The 22,222-nt window shown below is 67.8% G+C and carries 20 protein-coding genes and 1 riboswitch; of the genes, 12 read left to right on the plus strand and 8 right to left on the minus strand.

Going from position 1 to position 22,222, the window contains the following annotated elements; genetic code table 11:
• Nucleotides 1-5: 5 nt before the first annotated feature.
• Nucleotides 6-1,097, minus strand: a complete 1,092-nt coding sequence (locus ACFUTU_RS03020) for a hypothetical protein (protein WP_377960493.1) — start codon at nucleotides 1,095-1,097, stop codon at nucleotides 6-8.
• Nucleotides 1,098-1,174: 77 nt separating this feature from the next.
• A complete protein-coding gene (locus ACFUTU_RS03025) occupies nucleotides 1,175-3,571 on the minus strand; it encodes a DNRLRE domain-containing protein (protein WP_377960495.1) in 2,397 nt (798 codons plus the stop codon).
• A gap of 209 nt (nucleotides 3,572-3,780) precedes the next feature.
• Here ACFUTU_RS03025 and ACFUTU_RS03030 point away from each other — a divergent pair, with 209 nt between their 5' ends.
• Nucleotides 3,781-4,656, plus strand: coding sequence for a DUF4031 domain-containing protein (locus tag ACFUTU_RS03030; protein ID WP_377960497.1), 876 nt, complete (start codon nucleotides 3,781-3,783; stop codon nucleotides 4,654-4,656).
• On the opposite strand, the gene ACFUTU_RS03035 is transcribed toward ACFUTU_RS03030, so the two are convergent.
• The 3 genes from ACFUTU_RS03035 to ACFUTU_RS03045 form a co-directional block, all read right to left on the minus strand.
• On the minus strand, nucleotides 4,647-5,048 hold the full coding sequence (locus ACFUTU_RS03035; RefSeq protein WP_377960499.1) for a YccF domain-containing protein: 402 nt from the start codon (nucleotides 5,046-5,048) through the stop codon (nucleotides 4,647-4,649). The two genes, ACFUTU_RS03030 and ACFUTU_RS03035, sit on opposite strands and share 10 nt — an antisense overlap.
• A 74-nt stretch (nucleotides 5,049-5,122) precedes the next feature.
• Nucleotides 5,123-6,331, minus strand: a complete 1,209-nt coding sequence (locus ACFUTU_RS03040) for an MFS transporter (RefSeq protein ID WP_377960501.1) — start codon at nucleotides 6,329-6,331, stop codon at nucleotides 5,123-5,125.
• 4 nt (nucleotides 6,332-6,335) lie between these two features.
• The gene (locus tag ACFUTU_RS03045) at nucleotides 6,336-6,932 is read right to left on the minus strand and encodes a phosphoribosylanthranilate isomerase (protein ID WP_377960503.1); all 597 of its coding nucleotides are present in this window, start codon (nucleotides 6,930-6,932) and stop codon (nucleotides 6,336-6,338) included.
• 103 nt (nucleotides 6,933-7,035) lie between these two features.
• Between ACFUTU_RS03045 and ACFUTU_RS03050 the strand changes: the two genes are divergently transcribed.
• The 5 genes from ACFUTU_RS03050 to ACFUTU_RS03070 all read left to right on the plus strand — a co-directional run bounded on the left by ACFUTU_RS03050 (nucleotide 7,036) and on the right by ACFUTU_RS03070 (nucleotide 9,734).
• A complete protein-coding gene (locus ACFUTU_RS03050) occupies nucleotides 7,036-7,620 on the plus strand; it encodes a HutD family protein (RefSeq protein WP_377960505.1) in 585 nt (194 codons plus the stop codon).
• 46 nt (nucleotides 7,621-7,666) lie between these two features.
• Complete coding sequence (locus tag ACFUTU_RS03055) at nucleotides 7,667-8,197, plus strand: ferritin (protein ID WP_377960507.1); 531 nt, start codon at nucleotides 7,667-7,669, stop codon at nucleotides 8,195-8,197.
• Between the two features lie 85 nt (nucleotides 8,198-8,282).
• Nucleotides 8,283-8,349, plus strand: a riboswitch (guanidine-III (ykkC-III) riboswitch).
• A 9-nt stretch (nucleotides 8,350-8,358) separates the two neighbouring features.
• Nucleotides 8,359-8,682 (plus strand): DMT family transporter, encoded by a 324-nt coding sequence (locus ACFUTU_RS03060; RefSeq protein ID WP_377960509.1) that lies wholly within the window; start codon nucleotides 8,359-8,361, stop codon nucleotides 8,680-8,682.
• A complete protein-coding gene (locus tag ACFUTU_RS03065; protein WP_377960742.1) occupies nucleotides 8,682-9,038 on the plus strand; it encodes a DMT family transporter in 357 nt (118 codons plus the stop codon). The genes ACFUTU_RS03060 and ACFUTU_RS03065 overlap by 1 nt, the downstream gene beginning before the upstream one ends.
• 45 nt (nucleotides 9,039-9,083) lie before the next feature.
• Nucleotides 9,084-9,734 (plus strand): MBL fold metallo-hydrolase, encoded by a 651-nt coding sequence (locus ACFUTU_RS03070; protein ID WP_377960511.1) that lies wholly within the window; start codon nucleotides 9,084-9,086, stop codon nucleotides 9,732-9,734.
• Between the two features lie 84 nt (nucleotides 9,735-9,818).
• On the opposite strand, the gene ACFUTU_RS03075 is transcribed toward ACFUTU_RS03070, so the two are convergent.
• Nucleotides 9,819-11,672: a DEAD/DEAH box helicase gene (locus tag ACFUTU_RS03075; protein ID WP_377960513.1), complete on the minus strand. Its 1,854-nt coding sequence runs from the start codon at nucleotides 11,670-11,672 to the stop codon at nucleotides 9,819-9,821.
• 687 nt (nucleotides 11,673-12,359) lie between these two features.
• Here ACFUTU_RS03075 and cycA point away from each other — a divergent pair.
• The 5 genes from cycA to ACFUTU_RS03100 all read left to right on the plus strand — a co-directional run bounded on the left by cycA (nucleotide 12,360) and on the right by ACFUTU_RS03100 (nucleotide 18,082).
• The gene (cycA, locus tag ACFUTU_RS03080) at nucleotides 12,360-13,856 is read left to right on the plus strand and encodes a D-serine/D-alanine/glycine transporter (RefSeq protein WP_377960515.1); all 1,497 of its coding nucleotides are present in this window, start codon (nucleotides 12,360-12,362) and stop codon (nucleotides 13,854-13,856) included.
• Between the two features lie 232 nt (nucleotides 13,857-14,088).
• Nucleotides 14,089-14,436 carry a molybdopterin oxidoreductase gene (locus ACFUTU_RS03085; protein WP_377960517.1) on the plus strand — a complete coding sequence of 116 codons (348 nt, stop codon included), beginning with the start codon at nucleotides 14,089-14,091 and terminating at the stop codon, nucleotides 14,434-14,436.
• Nucleotides 14,436-16,949, plus strand: a complete 2,514-nt coding sequence (nirB, locus tag ACFUTU_RS03090; RefSeq protein ID WP_377960519.1) for a nitrite reductase large subunit NirB — start codon at nucleotides 14,436-14,438, stop codon at nucleotides 16,947-16,949. The genes ACFUTU_RS03085 and nirB overlap by 1 nt, the downstream gene beginning before the upstream one ends.
• Nucleotides 16,946-17,305 (plus strand): Rieske (2Fe-2S) protein, encoded by a 360-nt coding sequence (locus ACFUTU_RS03095; protein ID WP_377960521.1) that lies wholly within the window; start codon nucleotides 16,946-16,948, stop codon nucleotides 17,303-17,305. The genes nirB and ACFUTU_RS03095 overlap by 4 nt, the downstream gene beginning before the upstream one ends.
• Nucleotides 17,306-17,350: 45 nt before the next feature.
• Entirely contained in the window at nucleotides 17,351-18,082 is a 732-nt protein-coding gene (locus tag ACFUTU_RS03100) for an SAM-dependent methyltransferase (RefSeq protein ID WP_377960523.1), read from the plus strand.
• Nucleotides 18,083-18,294: 212 nt separating this feature from the next.
• Here ACFUTU_RS03100 and ACFUTU_RS03105 read toward each other — a convergent pair whose 3' ends face one another.
• Both ACFUTU_RS03105 and ACFUTU_RS03110 read right to left on the minus strand, forming a co-directional pair.
• Entirely contained in the window at nucleotides 18,295-19,716 is a 1,422-nt protein-coding gene (locus tag ACFUTU_RS03105; RefSeq protein WP_377960525.1) for an MFS transporter, read from the minus strand.
• A 2-nt stretch (nucleotides 19,717-19,718) separates the two neighbouring features.
• Nucleotides 19,719-20,753, minus strand: coding sequence for an Lrp/AsnC family transcriptional regulator (locus ACFUTU_RS03110; RefSeq protein WP_377960744.1), 1,035 nt, complete (start codon nucleotides 20,751-20,753; stop codon nucleotides 19,719-19,721).
• Between the two features lie 138 nt (nucleotides 20,754-20,891).
• On the opposite strand from ACFUTU_RS03110, the gene ACFUTU_RS03115 reads away from it, so the two are divergent.
• Complete coding sequence (locus ACFUTU_RS03115) at nucleotides 20,892-22,202, plus strand: M20 family metallopeptidase (protein ID WP_377960527.1); 1,311 nt, start codon at nucleotides 20,892-20,894, stop codon at nucleotides 22,200-22,202.
• The last annotated feature ends 20 nt before the right edge of the window (nucleotides 22,203-22,222 follow it).

Here is a 22,222-nt window from a genome sequence, read left to right on the forward strand (position 1 = left end):
CCTCCCTAGGCCTGCTCGTCGAGAACGGAGGGCAGCAGCTGCTCGAGATGTTGGACGATGTCGTCCGACGCCTCGTCAGCCGAGTACGCCGAAGGCACCTGCAGCAGGTGGCAGGGCCTCCCGTCGAGCGCCTTGCTCAGCACGAGCCCCTTGGCTGCGAAGTGCTCGCGCCACGGAACGACCGACGTTGCCGCCAGTCCTGTCACCACCTGCTGCGAGAAGCCCGCCATCTCAATGTGGAAGTTGCCGAGCATGCGGTCGACCATCCAGTCACTCGACCGCTCGACGATCCGGGACCTGGCGCCTTCGAAGCGCTCAACGTAGATGGCGGCCGCGAGCGGGGCCGTTTTCGTCACCTCCCGCCCCGGGAAGGCGGTCCCCGGATCAACCATGCGGTGTTCCGGGGACCAGCGCCGGGCGAAGTCCGCAAGCTGCGGATACCGGATGACGTATGGGTGGACCACCGTGGTGAGACGGCCGACGCTCTTCGAGAGCCGGGACGGGATGAGGGGTTTCCGGACACCTTCGAACAGGTGCGGGTAGATGCCCCTGTGGTGCGGCTTGATGAACATCGGTTTGGCATAGCCCAGCATGGTGGCGTCCTCGGCGAGGAAAGCCCAGTCATCACCCATGAAGGACCACCCCTCGCGGCGCATCAGTTTGGCCACGGTGCTCGTCTTACCGGTCCCGCCGGCGGCAGGAAGCGCGATCGCGTGGCCCCGGTAGGCCATCGTGGCCGCGTGGATCATGGCCGCCCCGCGGCCGACCATGGCGGCATCCAGAACCGGGACCACTGTGGTCAGCAGCTCGCCCGGCCCGTGAATGCGCCATTGGTCTGCGTCCCTCACGACCTGGACGTGGTCGTCCTGGAAGCGCACGCTGGTCTCCGTGTACGCGAGCTCGTGCTCGAGCAGACCCGCATCGGGCATCGGCTCCGGCCGGTCATCGACGACGATGTCGCCGGGCCGTTCGGTGTTTGTGGCGAAACACGCCAACATTGTTTGGAGTTGCGTTGCTGCCGGTGCCTTTGCGTCGACGCGGATCGTGACGCGGCCATGGATATCGAAGTGCACTGCCTTGGTCCGCAAGGTGCGCATGGTGTCCCCTCTGGTGGTATCGGTTGGATGTTGTTGCTGGTGTGGACGGTGCCGGCCGTGTGCCGGCACCGTTCCTGCTAACCCAGCGTGAGCACCAGCTTGGGTGCCGCAGTGCTGCTGACCTCCCTTGAGTTGAGGTCCAGGCCGTCGCTGCTGCTGGAGTTCAGGCCAACAGAGAACTGTTGTCCGAGGCCGCCGGCCACGGCGCCGGGTGTCAAGGTAATGCTGTAGTTCGTGTTGGTCGTTGTCGGACCGAGCGTGCCGATAGGGGTGGTGCCGAGCGTCGGACGGGTACCGCTGGACGTAATTGTCGTTTCGTCCCAGTTGCCCGTGGCCACTCTCACGTTCTGCGTACCCGTAGACCCGCTCCCGGCACTGCGCAGCTGCAGGGTGGCACTCTGGACCGTCCTTCCGGCATATGGGGTCAGGTCGAACTTCAGGTAGGTGACCTCCACCGGGCTGTTGTCCACGCCCAGCAGGGTGCTCGTGCCGAAGTTCGTCGCGGGCGACGCGCTGGTCACGTAGCTGTCAGCGGTGGCCGTCAGCGTGACGGTCTGCGGTGTCGTGCCGCCGCCGGTACTAATGCTCCAGGTCTGCGTCGCCGGTGTCCCATCGGTGTTGCCGGCCGGGTCAGTGGCCCAGACAGAGAATGTGTGCGATCCGGCCGCCAACGCGGTGTACGACCGGGGTGAGGTGCACGCAGCGCGCGCCGCACCATCCAGGCTGCACTGGAACGTCGAGTTGGCTTCACTGGAGGTGAATGTGAACGAGGCGCTGGTCGACGTCGATGCTGGAGGTGGCGACGTGATCGTCGTCTCCGGAGCCGTCGTATCACCGCCGCCGGCGCCGACGCTCCAGCTCTGCGCCGCCGCTGTCGCATCGGTGTTGCCGGACGGGTCAGTGGCCCAAACAGAGAATGTGTGCGATCCGGCCGCCAACGCGGTGTACGACCGGGGTGAGGTGCATGCGGCGCGCGCCGCACCATCCAGGCTGCACTGGAACGTCGAATTGGCTTCACTCGAGGTGAATGTGAACGAGGCACTGGTCGACGTCGATGCTGGAGGGGGCGACGTGATTGTCGTCTCCGGAGCCGTCGTATCCGCTGTGCCGCCCCCGGTAGAGTCGTAGTAGTGCCAGTACCGGCTCGTGGCGTTCACATCGGCGAGTAACAGCAGGCCACTGTTGGCCGTGCGCCCAGCCGTGCTGTTGAGGTTCTGCTTCGTCGAAGTTACGTTGTGGACGTACTGGTCGGCGTCGACGATGCGAACAGTCTTAGCCACACCAGTGAAGTTGATGTTGCTCAGCGGTACCGATTTTTCATAGATCGCGCCGCCTGAGCTGGTGCAGACACCGGCGTTGGTCGTACCACTCGGCTTTGGATAGGTGGCGAAGGTACGCAGCTTCTGCGCGCTCTCATCAATAAGGATGATCACCCGGTTGGGGCACTCGGACACTGTGGCGATGGTGTGCGCCGTCCAGGCGGTGCCATTCAGTTCCAGCAACTGGATCAGCGGCTGGGTCGACGACGTGAACGAGGTCTTCACGGCGGCAAACACCTTGCCACTGTTCGAGGAGTCCAGCCACTTCAGGTTCATGTGGTCGTCACCGGTGCGCTGGCCCGACACCGCCGCCACCGGAGTGCTCCAGGTAGTGTCCGCCGCTCCGTCGTTGTGGAAGCTCCAGTACATGCCGTCGGTGGCGTCGCCGACCTGCCGGCTCCACATCACGCCTATCTTGCGGCTGCCGGGAGCACCGAATGCGATCACGGCCGAATTGTCATCAACCGATACGTTGGCCAACGCCGAGGGAAGCGCGAACGGAGTCAACCAGCCTGTGCCACCCGTGCCCGTGACGTTCATAAAGATCCGGTTCCCCTGCTGCCATGTGGCCCAGACCCGGCCAGTTGAATCCTTGTCGATGGACAGGGTTTCAGTTCTCTGGTTGTTGATGTTCTCGGTCGTCAGCAGCGTGTACGTCTTCGTGCTCGAGGTGTAGCGGTAACGCCGAATGGTTGTCGGGAAGTTCGGCTCAGCGGGGAGGCCGTCGTTGACGAACCGGTAGCTTGCCACAAACAGCGTGGTCCCGTCCCACAGCACGTCATGGTGGGTGTTCGCCCTCGTCTCCGTGGCCACACCCGTGTTGACCCAGGTACTGGTGGCCGCATTGAACCGGAAGATGTGGAAATCCGAGGTGGCGGTGTCCCACAGGTTTCCCCACCAGGTCCCGTCGTTGAACCACAACGCGCTCTCCTGCCGCTTGGTACCCGTCGGTGTACCGGTCCCAACATGCGACGGCCCCTCAACCCCAACATCGCCCGGCGCAGCCGTCGCCTTGGACGGCGCCACCAGAACACCCAGCGCAAGCAGCATGGCTGCCAGCAGTGCTACTCCAAGCCAGGAAGATTTGCGATCTCTGCCGCGCCCGCCTATGTGAAAAGATGTATAGCCCACGTCGACATGCATAGGGTTGGTCACTAGCCTCACCACTTTTTGAAGTTGTTTGCCTATGCCCGTCCCGAGCAACCGTCCCGGCTGGATACGAGAATTTGAAGCGCGTGCTGCTGCGGTCCTGGCAACTTGCGTGCACTCCCCCTCGAAACATGGTCAGTTGAGCAACTTGTAAAAAGCTTGGGAATTCTTAGGTCGGCCCCAGTTTTAGGGGTCACAGAGCTAGACTCTCCCCCATGGCCGTCTACCTCGATCCGCCGCTCTGGCCTGCCCACGAAACCCTGTTTTCGCACCTGATTTCGGACACCTCCCTGGACGAGCTGCACGCCTTCGCTGCAGCCGCGGGCATCCCCGAGCGGGCCTTCGACGGCGACCACTACGACGTGCCCCAGCGACGCTATGACGATCTGGTTGCGGCCGGGGCCATTCCGGTGGAGGCACGGATCCTGGTCCGGAAACTCATCGCCAGCGGGCTCCGGATTCCGGCCCGCAGCCGGACGAAGTCCCTCAAGACCCCGCTGTTCAACCGCTGGAACGCGGTGATGCCGGGCCACGACGCCCTGTTCCTGGACCTGCTGGACCGCTGGAGCGAGAGCCACCGCAAATACCATGGCTGCACCCATCTGCTGGCCGTGCTGGAGGCTCTGGACCTGCTCACCGAACCTGTCCGGCCGCCGCGGACCGTGGTGCTGGCGGCGTGGTTCCACGATGCGGTTTATCAGGGGATCGCGGGCGAGGACGAGGAGGAATCCGCCAGGCTCGCCGAACTCCGGCTCAGCCAGGCCGGCCTTCCGGACGCCGACGTCGGGGAGGTGGCGCGGCTGGTCCGGCTCACCTCCGATCACCGGCCGGAGGCAGGGGACGACGACGGCGCCCTCCTCTGCGACGCCGACCTGTCGGTTCTGGGCGGGGAACCGGAGCCCTATGCCCGCTACGTGGCGGCCGTCCGGGAAGATTATGCGCACATCGGCGACGCCGACTTCGCGGCCGGACGGGCCGCCGTCGTGCGTCATTTGCTGGCACTCGACCCGCTCTTCCACACAGAGCGGGCCCGGGAACTGTGGCTGGAAGCCGCCCGGCGGAACCTGCAGGGCGAACTCACTCAGCGGTAGGCGGTAATGAACGGCCTGTCGGTGGGTACGATCTGCTTGCCCAGCGGCATCAGGGACACCGGGATGAGCTTCAGGTTGGCGATGGCCAGCGGAATACCGATGACGGTCATGGCCATGGCGACAGCCGTGACCACGTGCCCGACCGCGATCCAGATACCGGCCACCAGCAGCCAGATCACGTTGCCAAGCAGCGAGAAGACTCCGTTCCCGCCCGGCCTGTCCACCACCATCCGCCCAAATGGCCACAGGGTGTAGGACGCGATCCGGAAGGAGGCAATGCCCCAGGGGATGGTCACGATGAGCAGGCAGCAGATGATGCCGGCCGCAAAGTAGCCGAGGGCCAGCCAGAAACCGCCGAAAACCAGCCAGATGATGTTCAGGAGTGTCTTCATGCGTCCATTCTGCCGTTCTGACGGTCCTGGATGACCCGGAGCCTGCCCTGATTTAACCCTTAACCTGCAGCCGCCTACCCCTCAGTCCCGGGCACCCTGCTGCCTGGGCTGAGGCGCGGGACCGCGGCGGCGGCGACCAGCAGGGCGAGCAGCCCCAATCCCAGCGGGAGCGACACGGCCGTGGCAACGGCGCCCACCACCAGCGGGCCGCCGGCATCGCCGAGTTCACGTCCCAGCTCGGCCGAGCCCATGGTCCGCCCCATCCGTTCCTTGGGCGTGCTGTCCGCCAGATGCGCAAAGCCCAGCGGGGTGGCCGTGCCCACGCCGGCGCCAATCACCGCCGCAGCAATAAAGATGGTGGCCGGCCCCGGCGCCGCAGCCACGAGGGCGACTCCGGCGGCGGTCAGCAGCAGGCCGGTGCGCATACCGCCCGCGTCGCCGACGCGGTGCCTGTCCCGCAGCGCCCCGATCCGGGGCTGGACCAGCAGGGAGGCGACCGCCAGGACGCTGACGGCGGCGGTGCCGGCCACCGGATCCAGGCCGTGCTGCACTGCCAGGGCCGGCAGGAAACCGATGGCCGCACCCATGGCCGCCATGGACGCGGCGAGCACCAGGGTGGGTACCAGGAACCTGCGCTCGGCAACCTGCCGGGCCAGGTCCAGCACGGTGTACCGCTGGCGCGGAAGCGGCGGCAGATGCGGCACGGCGAGAAGGACCCACACGGCGGTGGCCGCGGCCAGCGCCGACAGCGTGCCGAACAGCAGGGCGAAGCCGCCCGCGGCAATCAGGCCGGCGCCGAGGAGCGGGCCGATCACGTATCCAAGGCTCTTCCATGACCCGTACCGGCCAAAGAAGGTGCCGGCGTTCTTCCCTGCCGATATCCTCGCCACCATCGCCGAGGACGCCGGGGAAAACGCCGACGCGGCAGCCCCCTGGCCGAGCCGGGCCAGGCCGAGCAGCAGCGGATTCGCTGCCCACAGGCCAATCAGGGACAGCGCGGCGAAGCCGACGAGCCCGCCGACGATCACGGGCTTGGCACCGATCCGGTCGCTCAGCGCGCCGAAGACAGGCTTGAGGAACACCTCGGAGATGTCGTAGACGGCCAGGAGGATTCCCAGGTTCAGCAGGGTCAGTCCGATGTTGCCGCTCTGCGCGCCCATGCCGGCAGCAATGCTGTGCGCGCCGAAAGCGGTCACGAATCCGGCGGCGTAGAGAGGTGCCGCGGGCGTGCGGGCGCCACGGACTGCCGTCGACGGGGTCACGGGGCTGCGATCGGGCTCCATGCGGTCAGCTTTTGGCCGCCGTCACAAACGCCCTGATTTTGGCCAGGTCCTTCACTCCCCTGCTTTGTTCGACGCCGGAGGAGACGTCCACGCCCCACGCACCGGCATCGCGCGCGGCCTGGGCCACGTTGGCGGCGTCGAGCCCGCCGGCGAGAAGCCACTGCCGCCCCTCCAGGCCCTTGCCGCGCACGGATCCGTAGTCCCAGGCTTCGCCGGAACCGGGAACCGCGGCGTCGATGAGCAGCAGTTCCTCGCCCCAGTCGGCAAACGCGTCCGGCCCGTCACCCATGGTGACGGCCCGGATGACCTTCATGCCGGCGTCGTGCGCTGTTTTGACGTCCTCCGGGGTGCGCTGCCCGTGGAGCTGGATCCAGCCCAGCCCGGCGGCGCGGGCGATGGCCACGGCGTCAGCGGCCGGTTCGGCGCGGAATACACCAATGGCGGTCACGCCTTCGGGAACGGCCTCCACAAGCTGGGTGACCTGGTGCGGTGACACCACCCGGGGGCTGGCCGTCAGGACAAAGCCGACGGCGTCCGCCCCGGCTTCCACAGCTTCCCGGATTGATTCAGGCGTGCTCAGGCCGCAGACTTTGACGAACATTGACCGGCTCCTTTGTTGTTAGCGTCGCCCACAACCGCAGCGATCCCTCGCCGACTTTACGTGGGGAGGGAGCGTGCGGGCAACGCGCGGATAGGCTGGCCTGATGCAGATCATCCGCTTTGCCGACATCAAACCCCAGCCCTGGCGCAACGGCGGCGGGGTCACCCGCGAGCTGGCCAGCCACTCCCCCGCAGCGGGCGAGTGGGACTGGCGGGTCAGCATCGCCGACGTCACCAAGGCCGGGGCGTACTCCGCCTTCCCGGGAATGGAACGGCTGCTGACCGTCGTCGAGGGCGAATTGCTGCTGCTTTCCGTTGACGGTGCAGAGCACCCGCTGGAAAAGTACCGTCCCTTCCGGTTCCCCGGCGGCGCGGAGTCCTTCTCTGCCCTGCCCACCGGGGACATCCGCAACCTTAACGTCATCACCAGGGAGGGCACCTTCAAGGCGTACACCTCCATCGTGGAGCTGTCCAGGAAACGTGCCCATCCGGTGTTCGAGGGCCAGCTGGGAATCCTGCTGCAGGGGCAGGCCAGCGTCACCCCCGGGGACACTGAGCAGGCGGAAACTCCCGTGGCGCTCGACCGCTACGACGTGGTGGTGGGTTCGGACAGCCAGACGCCCGAAATCCTGGGCCGCGGGTTCCTGGCCGTGGTGTCCATCGATCCGGTGCCTGGCTCCTCTGACTAGCCAGCGGCTCTGGCCAGACCGGGGGCCTCAACCTAGACTCGGGGCCATGAGCAAGTCAAAATTCAGCGACCTCCTGCTGCTGCAGATAGGCAATGAATTCGCGGCCTCGCAGCAGTACATTGCCGTGGCGGTCTGGTTCGCCAACCAGGACCTCCCCCAACTGGCCAGGTACTTCTACCGGCAGTCGGTGGAGGAACGCAACCACGCCATGATGATGGTCCAGTACATGCTGGACCGCGGCGTCTCGGTCAACATCCCTGGCGTCCCCGCCGTCCGCAATGACTTCGCCTCTGTCACGGACCCGCTCGCCCTCGCGCTGCAGCAGGAGAAGGAAGTCACGCGGAGCATCGAAAGCCTGTTCCGGGCAGCCCGCGCCGAAGACGACGCCCTCGGCGAGCAGTTCATGCTCTGGTTCCTCAAGGAGCAGGTGGAGGAAGTCGCCTCCATGACAACCCTCCTGAACATCGCCGAACGCGCGGACAACACCTTCGACATCGAAAACTTCGTTGCACGTGAAACTATCGGCGACGGCGGCCGTGACGCCGCCGCGCCGGAAGCGGCGGGCGGCAAGCTCTGACCGGCACGGCTTCCGGGCCCGTCCGCCGGCGGTGACCTTTGCCACCGGCGGTGGCCACCGGCGTCGGGCGTTGCTAAGGTAAAAACCAAGGTCCCCTTCCCCGGACCTCCGGACGACGGTTCAGTACCCGGTGCGCGACAAGACTGGCCAAAGGATCTGTCATGTCGTGGTTCGTCCTCATTCTTTCCGGCGCCCTCGAGGCCGTGTGGGCGGCGGCGCTGCACCGGGCGTCCCAGTCTTCAGGCCGCCGCCGGCTCGCAGCCGGCGCGCTCTTCCTCGTCGCCGTCGTTGCCAGCACCGCGGGTCTTGGCATCGCGATGCAGACCATTCCCACCGGCACCGCCTACGCGGTGTGGGTGGGCGTGGGCGTGGTGCTGACGTCCGGCTACGCTATTGCCGCCAAAGTTGAACGGCCGACGGCGGCACGGCTGCTGCTGCTCGCGGGAATCGCCGCGTGCGTGGTTGGCCTGAAGGTGGTGGCGTGATGCTTGCGAAGCCTGCCACATCGTGGATCATCCTGCTCGCCTCGGCAGTGTTGGAGGCCGTCTGGGCCACGGCGCTGGGCCTGTCCGACGGCCTGACCCGTCCGCTGCCCACGGTCATATTCGTCGTGACGGCAGCGCTCAGCATGCAGGGCCTGGGCATGGCGGTGAAGCACATCCCGCTTGGCACCGCCTACGCCGTCTGGGTGGGGATCGGAGCGGCACTGACGGTCGGCTGGGCGATGGCCACCGGCGTCGAGCCCTTCAACATCCTCAAGGTGCTGTTCATTGCGGGCATTGTGGGATGTGCGGCCGGGCTCAAGATGCTGCCGGCGGGCCGGGGCAAGCGCAGTCACTAGGCTTGGGTCACCTGCCCGGGCCGGGGTCCTCCCTAGACTGGGCCCATGGACACGCTCATTCATTCACTTCGGGACATCACCATCCGCCGGATCTCGGTCAGCGAGATGGACAACAACGTGTATCTTCTGACGGCCAGGGAGTCCGGGGCGCAGCTGCTGATTGACGCCGCGGACGACCTGCCGGCCATCCAGGGCCTGATCGCTGATGCTGCGGCGGACACTTCCGGCGAGCCCAAACTGGCGCTCATCGCCACCACGCACCAGCACTGGGACCACGTGCGCGCGCTGCCGGGCCTGGTGGAAGCCACCGGAGCCAAGACGGCTGCCGGCACCGATGACGCTCCGGAGCTGCCTGTGGCGGTGGACGTGCTGCTGGACCACGGCGACGTCGGCAACTTTGACGGGTTCGACGTCACGGCCGTCCACCTGCGCGGCCACACCCCCGGTTCGGTGGCGCTGGTCTACCAGGACCCCGACGGGCCGGCCCACATTTTCTCCGGTGACTCCCTGTTCCCCGGCGGCGTGGGCAACACCCAGAAGGACCCGGAACGGTTCAACCAGCTGATCACGGACGTCACCGAGCGGATCTTCGACGTCTACCCGGACGACACCGTGGTGCACCCGGGCCACGGCAAGCCCACCACGCTCGGCGCGGAACGCCCGCATCTTGAGGAGTGGCGCGCCCGCGGCTGGTGAAGTCCGGTTAAAAACACATCGAGTGCTCCGTAACGGCCGTTTTCAACCTTCAAAACGGCGTTTTCGGAGCACTCGATGCCTGTTTTAGCGGCCGCGGCGCTCGTTCGAGGCCGGGGCCGATGCGCGGCGCGGGGCCTTACGGGCCGGACGTCCGTCGCCTGAGCGGCCGCTGCCGCCCGCGGATGAACCGTACGAACCGCCCGACGTCCCGCCGGTGGTGGAGGACCAGACGGCCTGGGAGCCGCCCGTCTTGCTCCCGGCCGCGGCGCGCTGGCCCGTGGCCGGACGCCCGCTGCGCTGGCCCCCACCGGCTGCGCCGGAGCGGCCGGAACCCGTTGAGCGGCCGGCACCGCGTCCCTCGGCGGCGCGGCCGTCAGAGCCGCGTCCTGCGGAGGCACGGCCGCCGGCGGACGGAACGTCGTTGTGGTGGGCGTAGGCCGTGGGGCGGCCGCGGCCGCGGGAGTTGCGGCGTGCGGCGCGCTCGGCATCCGCGCGGTCCTGGCGTTCCTCGATCACGCGCTCGGCAGCGTCACGGGCAGCAGCCCGGCCCTCGTACGCGGCGGCGCGGCGTTCGGCGCGGGGCAGGTCCGTGCGGGGAGCCTCGGCGGAAACCCGCCCGCGGCCTCCGCGCCCGCCGCGGCCACCCGCCGTCGGCGATGCCTGGCGGCGGGCACGCTTGCGCTCCGCGTTGGCACCGGTGGACTTTCCGCCACCCTGCTGCGGCAGCTTGGCGGCAAGCAGCGCGGCGCGGGTCCGGGGATCCACCTTGTCCGCGACCTCGCCCACCAGCTCGGCAACGATCGGCGAGCTGGCGGTGACCCGCTCGAAGATGACGTCGACGCCGGCGGCCTTCATCAGCTTCTTGACGTCCGTCTGCTGCTCGGGCAGGGTCAACGTGACCACGGTGCCGTCGGAGCCGGCCCGGGCCGTGCGGCCGGAACGGTGCAGGTAAGCCTTGTGCTCGGTGGGCGGGTCGACATGGATAACCAGTTCGACGTCGTCGACGTGCACACCGCGGGCGGCAACGTCGGTGGCCACCAGCACGCGGACCTCACCGGAGGAGAACTCGGCAAGATTGCGGTCGCGGGCGTTCTGCGACAGGTTGCCGTGCAGGTCGACGGCGGGGATCCCGGCGTCGGTCAGGGTCTTGGCCAGCTTGCGGGCGTGGTGCTTGGTGCGCATGAACAGCACGCGGCGGCCTGCGCCGGACGCCAGCTCAACAATCAGCTGCTTCTTGACGGTCTGGTCGTTGACCACCAGCACGTGGTGCTCCATGGTGGTCACAGCTGCCTGCGGATCGTCCACGGAGTGGGTGAGCGGGTTGGACAGGTAGCGCTGGACGATCTTGTCCACGCCGTTGTCCAGTGTGGCGGAGAACAGCAGGCGCTGGCCCTGGCTCGGGGTCATGTCCATCAGCTTCTTGACCACGGGCAGGAAGCCGAGGTCAGCCATGTGGTCCGCCTCATCCAGCACCGTCACCTCGACGGCTTCGAGGGTCAGGATGCGCTGGCGGATCAGGTCCTCCAGCCGGCCCGGGCAGGCGATGACAATGTCGACGCCGGCACGCAGCGCCTTTTCCTGGCGCGCCTGCGAGATCCCGCCGTAGATCACGGTGGTGTTCAGGCCCATGGCCTTGGCCAGCGGCTCAATCGTGGCGTTGATCTGGGTGGCCAGTTCACGGGTGGGTGCCAGGACCAGGCCGAGGGGGCGGCCGGGCTTGCGGAAGTAGGCGGCTTCGCGCTCGGCGAGGCGGGCCACGAGGGGGATGGAGAAGGCGATGGTTTTACCGGAACCGGTGCGGCCGCGGCCCAGGACGTCACGGCCGGCCAGGGTGTCGGGCAGCGTCTTGACCTGGATGGGGAACGGGGACTCGATGCCCTGGGCGGCCAGGATTTCGGAGAGTGCCTTGGGCGTACCGAGGGCAGCAAAAGTAGTCATATTGGTTTATCAGGGTCTTTCAGGCGGTATCCAGCGGATATCGGCCCCCGGCGCCGGTTGGCCCAGGGGGTCGCCGAAGAAAAGTCAGGTGGTCAACCGGGCTGCTGCCAGGGGTCGGGCAACGGCCGCCGGGACCAATAGCGTTCATCGACGCAGGATGTGCCTCTCACATGAAAAAAGCCCGCTCTCCAAAATACAGAGCAAAGCGGGCATCACTGCACATCAAGTGCCACTAGTCTACCATCCGGACCCCGCAGGCCCTTTGCGGCTTCTTCGCCGCAGCATCTCGGCACCCGGCACGGCCACATGGCCCTTCGCAGCAGCGTCAGATCGCGCGTGACGCAGCTCACGGACAACAATGGACGACACTTGGGGCTGTCATGCTGGACATATGTCGAAGACTATTGCGGCGATTCGGCTTTGCTGCGAATTTCCCACAAGAGGGCGGGATGGCCGCCTGGACTGCGGAAATGCGCTCTCCCGGCAACGCCCCTCGGCCCTGCGAATGCACCGCCCCGCGCCCCTGTTCAACAGGGTGCGGCGCGGCAGCGCGCATCTGCCGTGTTCCGCCGCTCTTAGTCTTAACACCATCCCAACTGTTAGTTCCGTCACATCTCAGGCGGATCAACGCGGCCGGCACGGCAACCTCCCGCACGTGCCGGCACCTGTGACAAGGAAGAAGACTTGATGTCTGAACGCACCACCAGCATTTCTGTTCAACCGTCCACAGAACATGCCGAACCCGGACAGGGCAGGGAACCGCACCTCTCCCGCGGACTTGGCAACCGGCACATCCAGCTCCTGGCTATCGGCGGCGCCATCGGCACCGGCCTGTTCATGGGCTCCGGCAAGACCATTTCCCTCGCCGGCCCGTCCGTCATCTTCGTGTACATGATCATCGGCTTCATGCTGTTCTTCGTCATGCGCGCCATGGGCGAGATCCTGCTCTCCAACCTGAACTACAAGTCCTTCAGCGACTTCGCCGGCGACATCCTCGGCCCCTGGGCCGGCTTCTTCACCGGCTGGTCCTACTGGTTCTTCTGGGTGGTCACCGGTGTTGCCGACATCGTGGCCATCGCCGGTTACGTGGACAAGCTCGCCCCCGGCACTCCCCTGTGGATCCCGGCCCTGATTACGCCCGTGGTCCTTGTCCTGCTGAACCTGCCCACCGTCAAGGCCTTCGGTGAGGCGGAATTCTGGTTCGCCATTATCAAGGTGGTGGCCATCCTCGCCCTGATCGCCACCGGCGTCGTCATGATTGTCACCAACTTCACCTCGCCCAGCGGCGCGGTGGCCAACCTGGCCAACATGTGGAACGACGGCGGCATGTTCCCGCACGGCCTGTTCGGCTTCATCCTCGGCTTCCAGATCGCCATCTTCGCCTTCGCCGGCATCGAGCTCGTGGGTACGGCGGCCGCCGAAACCAAGGACCCGGAGAAGAACCTCCCCCGGGCCATCAACTCCATCCCCATCCGCGTCCTGCTCTTCTACGTGGGCGCCCTGGTGGTCATCATGGCCGTCAACCCGTGGCGCAGCATCGACCCCGCCAGCAGCCCGTTCATCGGCATGTTCACCCTCGCCGGCCTGGGCATCGCCGCCGTCGTGATCAACCTCGTGGTCCTCACCTCGGCCGCCTCCAGTGCCAACTCCGGCATCTACTCCACCTCGCGCATGGTCTACGGGCTCGCGCAGGACGGCAACGCACCGAAGGCCTTCGGCAGGCTCAGCGTCCGCAAGGTTCCGCAGAACGCCCTCCTCTTCTCCTGCATCTTCCTGCTGGCCGGCCTCATCCTGCTCTACGCGGGCGATTCCGTGATCGGCGCCTTCACCATCGTCACGTCCGTGGCTTCCGTGCTGACCATGTTCGTCTGGTCCATGATCCTCGTCAGCTACATCGTGTTCCGCCGCCGCCGGCCGGAACTCCACGAGGCCTCCGCCTTCAAGATGCCGGGTTCGGCCTTCATGCCGTACGTCGTCCTGGGCTTCTTCGTGTTCATGCTCGTGGCCCTGGCCCAGGCCGAGGACACCCGCCTCGCGCTGGTGGTTGCCCCGGTATGGTTCCTGCTCCTGGGCGCCGCCTGGTACTTCAACCGCCAGACACCGCTGCAGCAGGCCCGGATCGAAGAGTGGAAGGCCGAAAACGGCACCGGCTCCGCTGTTCCGGCCAAGACGGCCAAAGCTTAGTCACTTCAGCTAAGAAAACCGCGCTGCGGCCCACACCGGCGGCCCGCAGCGCGGTTTTTCTATGCCTGCCGCAGGTCCCCGCACCTGTGCCGGCGGGGACTCCGAAAACGGTGAGAAAGGTGTAAAGCGGAAATTACACAGGCCGTCGGGGGGCGTAACACGTGCGGCGAAGGATGGATTCAAGCCCGGCTGATGGCAGCCGCCGCAGCACCCTCCCCGAAAGGATCTGGCTGTGCATTTGGAGAACATCTTCCTTCAGGGCATCTTCCCCTTCGACGGCGCGGGGCTGGAGAGGGCCGTGCCCATCCACAGCCAGCTCTCCCATTTCGTGCCCGACGGCGTCATCAACCAGACGCTGTACTTCCGCGGCGGCAACTCCTCCGCGGAGCTGATCACGGTGGTTCTGATGCGGGACGGCGTGCCCATGCGGTACTTCCCGATTGCGGCCAGGGGCGACGTCCACGTCCCGCTCCGTGTCGTGGAAGACATCGACGGCGGCTCGCTGATCGAGCTGAGGCTGCTGGCGGATACCGGGGTCAGCGGCTCCGTGGTGGTGGACATGGGCATGGTGGAGCACTGATGACCGCCCTCGCCAGCCGCTCCGGACGGGGCGCCCCGGGCGATACCCGGCGCCGGCTCGTGGTGATCGGCAACGGCATGGCCGGTGCCCGTGCAGTCGAGGAAATCCTGGCCCGCGGAGGCGCCGTCCAGCACCGGATCACCATGTTCGGCGACGAGCCCTACGGCAACTACAACCGGATCATGCTCAGCCATGTCCTCTCCGGCGACGAGGACACCGGCGGAATCTTCCTGAATTCGCTGGACTGGTACCGGGAGAACAACATCACGCTGCACGCGGGAGTCCGGGCCGAAAGAATAGACCGATTCGCCAAGCTGGTGTTCTCCGACGACGGCCGGGCCACACCGTACGACGTCCTCATCATCGCCACCGGCAGCCGGCCGTTCATGCCCGCCGTCGAGGGCCTGTACACGCCGGGCGGACGGCTGCTGCCCGGCGTCTTCGCATTCCGCACCATCGACGACACCCGGGGAATGGTCTCGTACGCCCAACAGGACCATCACCGCCGCGCCGTCGTGATCGGCGGCGGACTGCTGGGGCTGGAAGCCGCACGCGGCCTGCAAAGCCACGGCATCGCCGTCGACGTCGTGCATTCCGGCGGGCACCTGATGAACGCGCAGATGGGACCCGACGGCGGCGCAGTCCTGCGCCGGAGTGTCGAGGCGCTTGGCATCCGAGTCCACACGAACAGCCGGACAACTGCCGTCCTGGGCCGCGACAAGGTGCGCGGCATCCGGCTAAGGGACGCCCCGGACATTGAATGCGACATGGTGGTGGTGGCCGCCGGCATCCGCCCCAACGTGGAGGTGGCCGTGACCAGCGGCCTGCCGGTGGAGCGCGCCATCGTGGTGGACGACCACATGCGCGTCCCGGACGAGGACGAGATCTACGCCGTGGGTGAATGCGTCCAGCACCGCGGCGCGGTGTACGGCCTGGTGGCGCCGCTGTGGGAGCAGGCCGCCGTGCTGGCCGACCACGTCACCGGAACCAATCCCAAGGCCGCCTACCTGGGTTCGCGTACCGCCACGAAACTCAAGGTGGCCGGCGTCGACGTCGCGTCCATGGGACTGCAGGCACCGGAACGTGACACCGACGAACACGTGGTGTTCTCGGAGCCCGGCAAGGGCGTGTTCAAATCCGTCGTGATCCGCGACAACAAGGTGGTGGGCGCCACGCTGCTCGGGGACAGCCGCAAGGTGGCCTTCCTGACACAGGCGTTCGACCGCGGACTGCCGCTGCCCGCGGAACGGGTCTCGCTGCTGTTCGATCTCGGCGGACCCGGCGGGGAAACCGGCGTCGCGGAGCTCGACGGCGATGCCCAGGTGTGCAACTGCAACGGCGTCAGCAAGCAGACCATCGCGGATACCGTGCAGGGCGGCTGCACCACGGTGTCCGGGGTCATGGACGCCACCCGGGCCGGCAAGGGCTGCGGCTCCTGCAAGCTGCTGGTCCGGCAGGTGGTGGAGTGGGCTGCCGACGGCGCCGTGGAGGAGGACCCGGCGGCGGCCTGGTACGTTCCCGGTGTGCCGCTGGAGAAGGCCGCGCTGATGACCGCCATCCGGGAGCAGGGTCTGCGGTCCGTGTCCGCCGTGTTCGCGGCGCTGGCACCGGAAGGGGCGGAGGACGCGAAGTCGAAGATGGGTCTGGCGTCCCTGCTGAAAATGATGTGGGCCGGTGAGTACATTGACGAACGCGATGCACGGTTCGTCAATGACCGCGTCCACGCCAACATCCAGCGCGACGGCACGTTCTCGGTGGTGCCGCAGATGCGGGGCGGGGTGACGACCCCGGACCAGCTCCGCCGGATCGCTGACGTGGCGGACAAATACGGCATCCCGATGGTGAAACTGACGGGCGGCCAGCGGATCGACCTGCTGGGAGTCCCCAAGGAGGACCTGCCGAAAGTCTGGGCGGACCTGGACATGCCATCCGGGTACGCCTACGGCAAGAGCTTCCGCACCGTTAAGACCTGCGTGGGGCAGGAGTTCTGCCGCTTCGGCACGGGGGATTCGACGAAGCTGGGCATCGAGATCGAGTCGCGGTTCCAGGGCATCGAGTCCCCTGCCAAAATGAAGCTCGCGGTGTCCGGCTGCCCCCGGAACTGCGCCGAATCGCTGGTCAAGGACGTGGGGGTGGTGGCGGTCGACGGCGGTCGCTGGGAGATCTACGTCGGCGGCGCGGCGGGTGCCCACATCCGCAAGGGGGACCTGCTGGCCACCGTGGACGACCCCGGGACGGTGAAGCTGCTGGCCGGGCGGTTCATGCAGTACTACCGCGAGCGCGCCAACTGGCTGGAACGCACGTATTCCTTCGTTCCGCGCGTCGGCATCGAGCACCTCCGCGCGGTCATCGTGGACGACGCCGAGGGCCTTTGCGCGGAGCTTGATGCGGCCATGCAGGCGTCGGTGGACGCCTACGTGGATCCGTGGACTGAACGCGACGACCCCTTTACGCCGGGCCAGTTCCGCACGTCCCTCCCGCTTGAGGCACTCCCCCGGGTGCCGGTCCAATGAGTACCGGCCCTGTGCACGCGGGCCCTGTGCGCTCCGGGCTGCCCGGCGCCGGGCTGCACGTCCTCGGCCCGGTGGACCAGGTCCCCGTGGGCGAGGGAAGGGCGTACGGCGTGGCCGGCGAACAGGTCGCGGTGTTCCGCCTCCGCGACGGTACGCTCCGCGCGGTCTCGGCGGTCTGCCCGCACAAGGGCGGCCCCATCGCCGACGGCACCATCGACCGGTCCGTGGTGATGTGTCCGCTGCACCAGCACGCGTTCGAGCTGGAGACGGGCTGCTCCACCACCGGCGCCGGCCCCTTGCGCAGCTATCCGGTGTACGCCGACGAAGAGGAGAACATCGTCGTCCGGCTGCCCTGACACGCCTCTGGTTGGGCCCACCCTTTGTGTGGCAGGGTATTCCCCATGGACCACGAGGGGCACGACGGCGCCGCACGCCATTGGGACGACATGTACCGGAGCAGGCCGCGCGTCTGGAGCGGCCTGCCCAACCCGCAGCTGGTGGCCGAAGCGGCAGGACTGGAGCCGGGCACTGCCCTGGACCTGGGCTGCGGCGAGGGCGCCGATGCCCTGTGGCTGGCAGAGCAGGGCTGGACGGTGACCGCTGTGGACGTCTCCGCCGTCGCACTGGAACGCGCCGCGCAGCACGCCGCGGGGTCCGCTGCCGGGCGGCGCATCACGTGGCTGCAGCGTGACCTTGACGCGTGGGCTCCCGAGGAGCAGTTCGACCTCGTGTCCGCCCAGTTCCTGCACTCCACCGAGGCTCCCTGGCAGCGGCCGCACCGGGTGGCCGCCGAAGCGGTCCGCCCCGGTGGCACACTGCTGATCGTCGGACACCATCCTGACGGCCTGCCGCCCTGGCGGAGCCAGGCTGACCAGAGCGCCCACACGGACGACGGCGGCAACGGTGGGCAGGCTGACGGGCAGAGCCACTCGCACGGGGGCGCGGGCCATGCGGGTCCGGGGATGTTCTTCACAGCTGAGCAGGCCGCGGCCGAGCTCGGCATCGCGCCGCCCGGGTGGCGCCTCGATGTTGCGGCCAGCCGGAAGCGTAACGCCACAGGTCCGGACGGGCAGTCGGCCGTGCTGGCCGACGCGGTGCTGCGCGCCACCCGCCTGCAGCCGCCACCTCCTTAGCCTGGAGTTTTTGTCCAGATACCGCGACTTCCGGGCCGCTTAACCCGCGACAGCTGTACAAAAACTCCGGCAGGCGACGCCGCGACCCACCTCTACTACAGGGTCCTCCCCCCTCATCTGAGGCCCTTTCATTGGAGTTTTTGTCCACGTATCGCGACTTCGAGGGCGATGAAGTCGCGATATCTGTACAAAAACTCCAAAGGACAAGAAGGCTAGTGGGCCACGCGGGGCGCTATGGCGACCGCGGCGGCGGCGATGACCGCGGTCAGCACAAAGACGCCTGCGAAGGAGGCCGCCGTCGCCGTAAATGCCGTGAACACGATCCCTGTTGCGGCAAGCGCAAGGGCGCCCCCGAGGGAATCGGAAATGGACATCGCGGAGCTGTTGAAGCCCTCGGTCTCCGGCGTGGAAAGCGCCAGGGTCATCACGCTCAGCCGCGGATACGCGAGCCCCATGCCGCCGCCGGCGAGGACCCAGCCGGCAATGGCGACGGCGGCCGGCCAGCCAAACGCGGTTGTCACCAGCGCCAGGGCGATCGCCAGCAGCACCATGACCGAGCCGATCTGCACCGCGGCCGGGCTGCCCATCCTCCCGCCCAGCCTGCTCTGGACGCCCGACGCCGCCGCCCATGCAAGGGCGCCGCCGGTCAGCGTGAGGCCGGCGAACGTGGGCGAGAAGGCGTAGCGCTCCACGAGCAGGTACGGCAGGTAGACCTCAGCACCGAAGAACCCGGCCGCAACCAGCCCCCGGATCAGGATCACGCTCGGCAGGCCCCGCCGCGCCGTCAGAGTTCCGCGCGGCACCAGCGGCTTCACGGCCAGCAGTGCAATGACGACGGCGGCGCCCGCGACAAGCGGTCCGCCCACCTGAAGTCCGGCCACCTGAAGTCCGGCGGACAGGTTCAGGCCCAGCACGGCCAGCGCGGCGAGCGCCGCCCAGGCCAGCCGGCCCGGCGCCCAGGGCACCGGGTCACCCTGCCCGGGCGCACTGCCGTTCCCGTTCGCGTCACCGTTCCCGTTTGCACTGCCCGACCGCACGCCGCGCAGCGCGGGAAACAGCATTGCCAGCGCGGGCACCACCAGGATGACGACGCCGAGGAACACCCAGTGCCAGCTCGCCAGCTGGGCCACGAGCCCGGCGGCGAACGGCCCCACGAGCGACGGGATCACCCACGCGGCGGAGAAGGCGGCGAAGATCCTGGGATGAAGGACGGCCGGATAGACCCGCGCCACCACCACGTACAGGGTCACGGTCATGGCTCCGCCGCCCAGCCCCTGCACCAGCCGGCCGGCCACCACGGCCCACATCGTTCCGGCAGTGCCCGCCACGAGCAGGCCCAGTGCGAAGACTGCGACGGAGGCCAGCAGCGGGCCAACGGGGCCGCGCCGGTCGGACCAGTTCCCGGCACCCACCATGCCGATCACGCCGGTGGCCAGCGGACCCGCGAAGGCGAGCGCGTACAGGCCGGCCCCGCCGAGTTCCCGGCTCACGACGGGCATGACGGTGGTGACGGCGAGGGACTCGAACGCGGCGAGAAACACCAGGGCACAGGCACCCACGGTCACCAGCAGGTAGGGCCGCTGGAGGATTCCCGCGCCGGGCGGCGCGGATAAGGACGGGGCTGATTCCTGCATGGTCAGCCCACCAGCTCCGGCGCGGCGGCGGGCACGGCCACGACGTCGCCGCTCGCCGTCGAATCGGCGTTCAGCATCCAGCCCACGCGCTTCACCGTCCGCAGCATGACCACGCTCTCCGCCAGCTCAATGCCCGGGATGCGCTGCTGCAGGGCCAGCTCCGCCGTCATGACGTCGGCGAGGGACTGCAGCCACATGATGATGACGAAATTGGTCCGGCCCGTGGTGGAGGCGCTCAGCCGCACATTCCGGAAGCTGCGGAGCTCCTCGGCCGCGGCCTCATGCTGGCCCGGCGGGACATTGGCGAACCAGTGGCAGGTCACCGGGAAGCCCGAGTACCGCTGCGCGATCTCGCAGCGGAAAGAGAGCAGGCCGCTGGCAAGCACCCGGTTCAGCTGGCGCTGCACGGTGGCCGGGTGGCGGTCAAGCGCCCTCGCGATGTCCGCGGCGGTCGCCCGGCCGTCCTTCGACAGGAAGGGCAGGATTGCCAGGTGGCTGGCGGGCAGCGGCTCCCGCACCGCCGCCGAGGGTGCCGACGCCGCCGCCTCGGGACCGGCGAGCGCCTTGAGCGCCTGCAGCTGGCTGCGGTTGAGCACATTGATGCGCCACGCATAGGCGCCGGTGTGCAGCCGCGTTGCCAGGGAAGTCTGGTATTTGACCAGCCCTTCGATGGCATGCAGCTTCGATGCCACGGCCGTGAAGTGCTGGAGGGAGCCGGTGATGACGGTCAGCATCAGGTCCCGGTTGCTCGCCGCCTCCTCCACGGTGACGATCTCGGGCACCGCCGCCAGCGCATGGGTGACCTCCGCCCGGCGGTGCAGCTCGCACTCGACGTCCACGAAGGCGAGGCACATCTTCTGCGGGTCCCCCATCGGATGCGCAGTGACCCACGCCGCCCCGGCGGCGGTGAGCCGTTCCCACCGCGCCGCGAGCGTGGTGGCGTGTACCCCCAGCACTTCCGCAGCATCCGCCCAGCTCAGCCGCGGTGCGATCTGCAGGGCATTGACCAGCGCGAGGTCCTCTTCCGTGACGTCCAGCTGCCCTCCCTCCGCGCCGCCATGCACGAATCGTGGATATCGGGCAGCGCTTTTGCATTTTTCCAGCTCTTCGACCAGATGTGAAGCAGACCACTCCAGAATAGACCCACACCACCTGACCACCAACGAGGAGAACACGTGCCGCTCGCCGAAGACGCCCGCCAGATGCAGGAAGACCTTGCCCGGTTCCGCCATGATTTGCACCGGGAACCCGAGATCGGGCTGCACCTGCCGCGGACCCAGGAAAAAGTGCTGAAGGCTCTGGAGGGCCTGCCGTACGAGATCACCCTGGGCAAGGAGACGACGTCGGTCACCGCTGTTTTGCGCGGCGGGGCGTACGACGGCGGCACTTCCGGCACGTCTGCCGGCGCGGCACCCGCCGCGCTTCCGCCGGCTGCCCTGCCGCCTGCCGTGCTACTTCGCGCGGACATGGACGGGCTGCCCGTCCAGGAGAAGACCGGCGTGGGCTACACCTCCACCATCGACGGCGCCATGCACGCCTGCGGCCACGACCTCCACACCGCCATGCTCGCCGGTGCTGCCACCCTCCTGGCCGAACGGCGGCACCGGCTGGCGGGCGACGTCGTCCTGATGTTCCAGCCCGGCGAGGAAGGGTGCGACGGCGCCAGCTACATGATCCGCGAAGGGGTCCTGGATGCCCCCGGCCGGCGGGTGGACGCAGCCTACGGCATGCACGTGTTCTCCTCCCTCGAACCGCACGGAACGTTCTGCACCAAACCCGGCGTGATGCTCAGCGCCTCGGACGGCCTGGTGGTCACCGTCCTCGGTGCCGGCGGGCACGGTTCGGCCCCGCATTCGGCCAAGGATCCTGTGACAGCTGCCGCGGAGATGGTGACCGCCCTGCAGGTGATGGTCACGCGCCAGTTCAACATGTTCGATCCCGTGGTGCTCTCCGTCGGTGTGCTCCAGGCGGGCACCAAACGCAACGTCATCCCGGAAACGGCACGCATCGAAGCCACCATCCGGACCTTCTCCGAGGAGAACCGGCAGCGCATGATGGACGCCGTTCCGCGGCTGCTCAAAGGCATCGCGGCGGCGCACGGCCTTGAGGTGGACGTGGACTACCAGCAGGAGTACCCCCTCACCATCACGGACCAGGACGAAACCCACACCGCGGAGAAGGTCATCGGTGAATTGTTCGGCGGGTCCCGGCTCTCCCGCTGGGCCACACCGCTCAGCGGCTCCGAGGACTTCTCCCGGGTCCTGGCCGAGGTGCCCGGCACGTTCATTGGGCTCAGCGCCGTCCCCCAGGGCGCGGACCACACGACTTCCCCGTTCAACCACTCGCCGTACGCCACGTTCGACGACGGCGTGCTGTCTGACGGTGCCGCGCTCTACGCGGAACTCGCCATCAGCCGCCTGGAGGCGCTGGCCACTGCCGGCGCCCCTGCTTCAGCCGGTGCATCCGCGTCCGTTCCGGCCCTCTAACCCGCCCATCCCAGGGAGAC

This window comes from Arthrobacter sp. NPDC057388 (assembly GCF_042668165.1).
Lineage (GTDB): Bacteria > Actinomycetota > Actinomycetes > Actinomycetales > Micrococcaceae > Arthrobacter.

Excerpts from the sequence above, each read along its gene's own strand:
- ACFUTU_RS03060 (WP_377960509.1), top strand. The coding sequence starts at position 8,359 with ATGTCGTGGTTCGTCCTCATTCTTTCCGGCGCCCTCGAGGCCGTGTGG.
- ACFUTU_RS03055 (WP_377960507.1), top strand. The coding sequence starts at position 7,667 with ATGAGCAAGTCAAAATTCAGCGACCTCCTGCTGCTGCAGATAGGCAAT.
- ACFUTU_RS03050 (WP_377960505.1), top strand. The coding sequence starts at position 7,036 with ATGCAGATCATCCGCTTTGCCGACATCAAACCCCAGCCCTGGCGCAAC.
- ACFUTU_RS03030 (WP_377960497.1), top strand. The coding sequence starts at position 3,781 with ATGGCCGTCTACCTCGATCCGCCGCTCTGGCCTGCCCACGAAACCCTG.
- cycA (WP_377960515.1), top strand. The coding sequence starts at position 12,360 with ATGTCTGAACGCACCACCAGCATTTCTGTTCAACCGTCCACAGAACAT.
- ACFUTU_RS03105 (WP_377960525.1), bottom strand. The coding sequence starts at position 19,716 with ATGCAGGAATCAGCCCCGTCCTTATCCGCGCCGCCCGGCGCGGGAATC.
- ACFUTU_RS03095 (WP_377960521.1), top strand. The coding sequence starts at position 16,946 with ATGAGTACCGGCCCTGTGCACGCGGGCCCTGTGCGCTCCGGGCTGCCC.
- ACFUTU_RS03045 (WP_377960503.1), bottom strand. The coding sequence starts at position 6,932 with ATGTTCGTCAAAGTCTGCGGCCTGAGCACGCCTGAATCAATCCGGGAA.
- ACFUTU_RS03100 (WP_377960523.1), top strand. The coding sequence starts at position 17,351 with ATGGACCACGAGGGGCACGACGGCGCCGCACGCCATTGGGACGACATG.
- ACFUTU_RS03070 (WP_377960511.1), top strand. The coding sequence starts at position 9,084 with ATGGACACGCTCATTCATTCACTTCGGGACATCACCATCCGCCGGATC.
- ACFUTU_RS03075 (WP_377960513.1), bottom strand. The coding sequence starts at position 11,672 with ATGACTACTTTTGCTGCCCTCGGTACGCCCAAGGCACTCTCCGAAATC.
- nirB (WP_377960519.1), top strand. The coding sequence starts at position 14,436 with ATGACCGCCCTCGCCAGCCGCTCCGGACGGGGCGCCCCGGGCGATACC.
- ACFUTU_RS03035 (WP_377960499.1), bottom strand. The coding sequence starts at position 5,048 with ATGAAGACACTCCTGAACATCATCTGGCTGGTTTTCGGCGGTTTCTGG.
- ACFUTU_RS03040 (WP_377960501.1), bottom strand. The coding sequence starts at position 6,331 with ATGGAGCCCGATCGCAGCCCCGTGACCCCGTCGACGGCAGTCCGTGGC.
- ACFUTU_RS03065 (WP_377960742.1), top strand. The coding sequence starts at position 8,682 with ATGCTTGCGAAGCCTGCCACATCGTGGATCATCCTGCTCGCCTCGGCA.
- ACFUTU_RS03020 (WP_377960493.1), bottom strand. The coding sequence starts at position 1,097 with ATGCGCACCTTGCGGACCAAGGCAGTGCACTTCGATATCCATGGCCGC.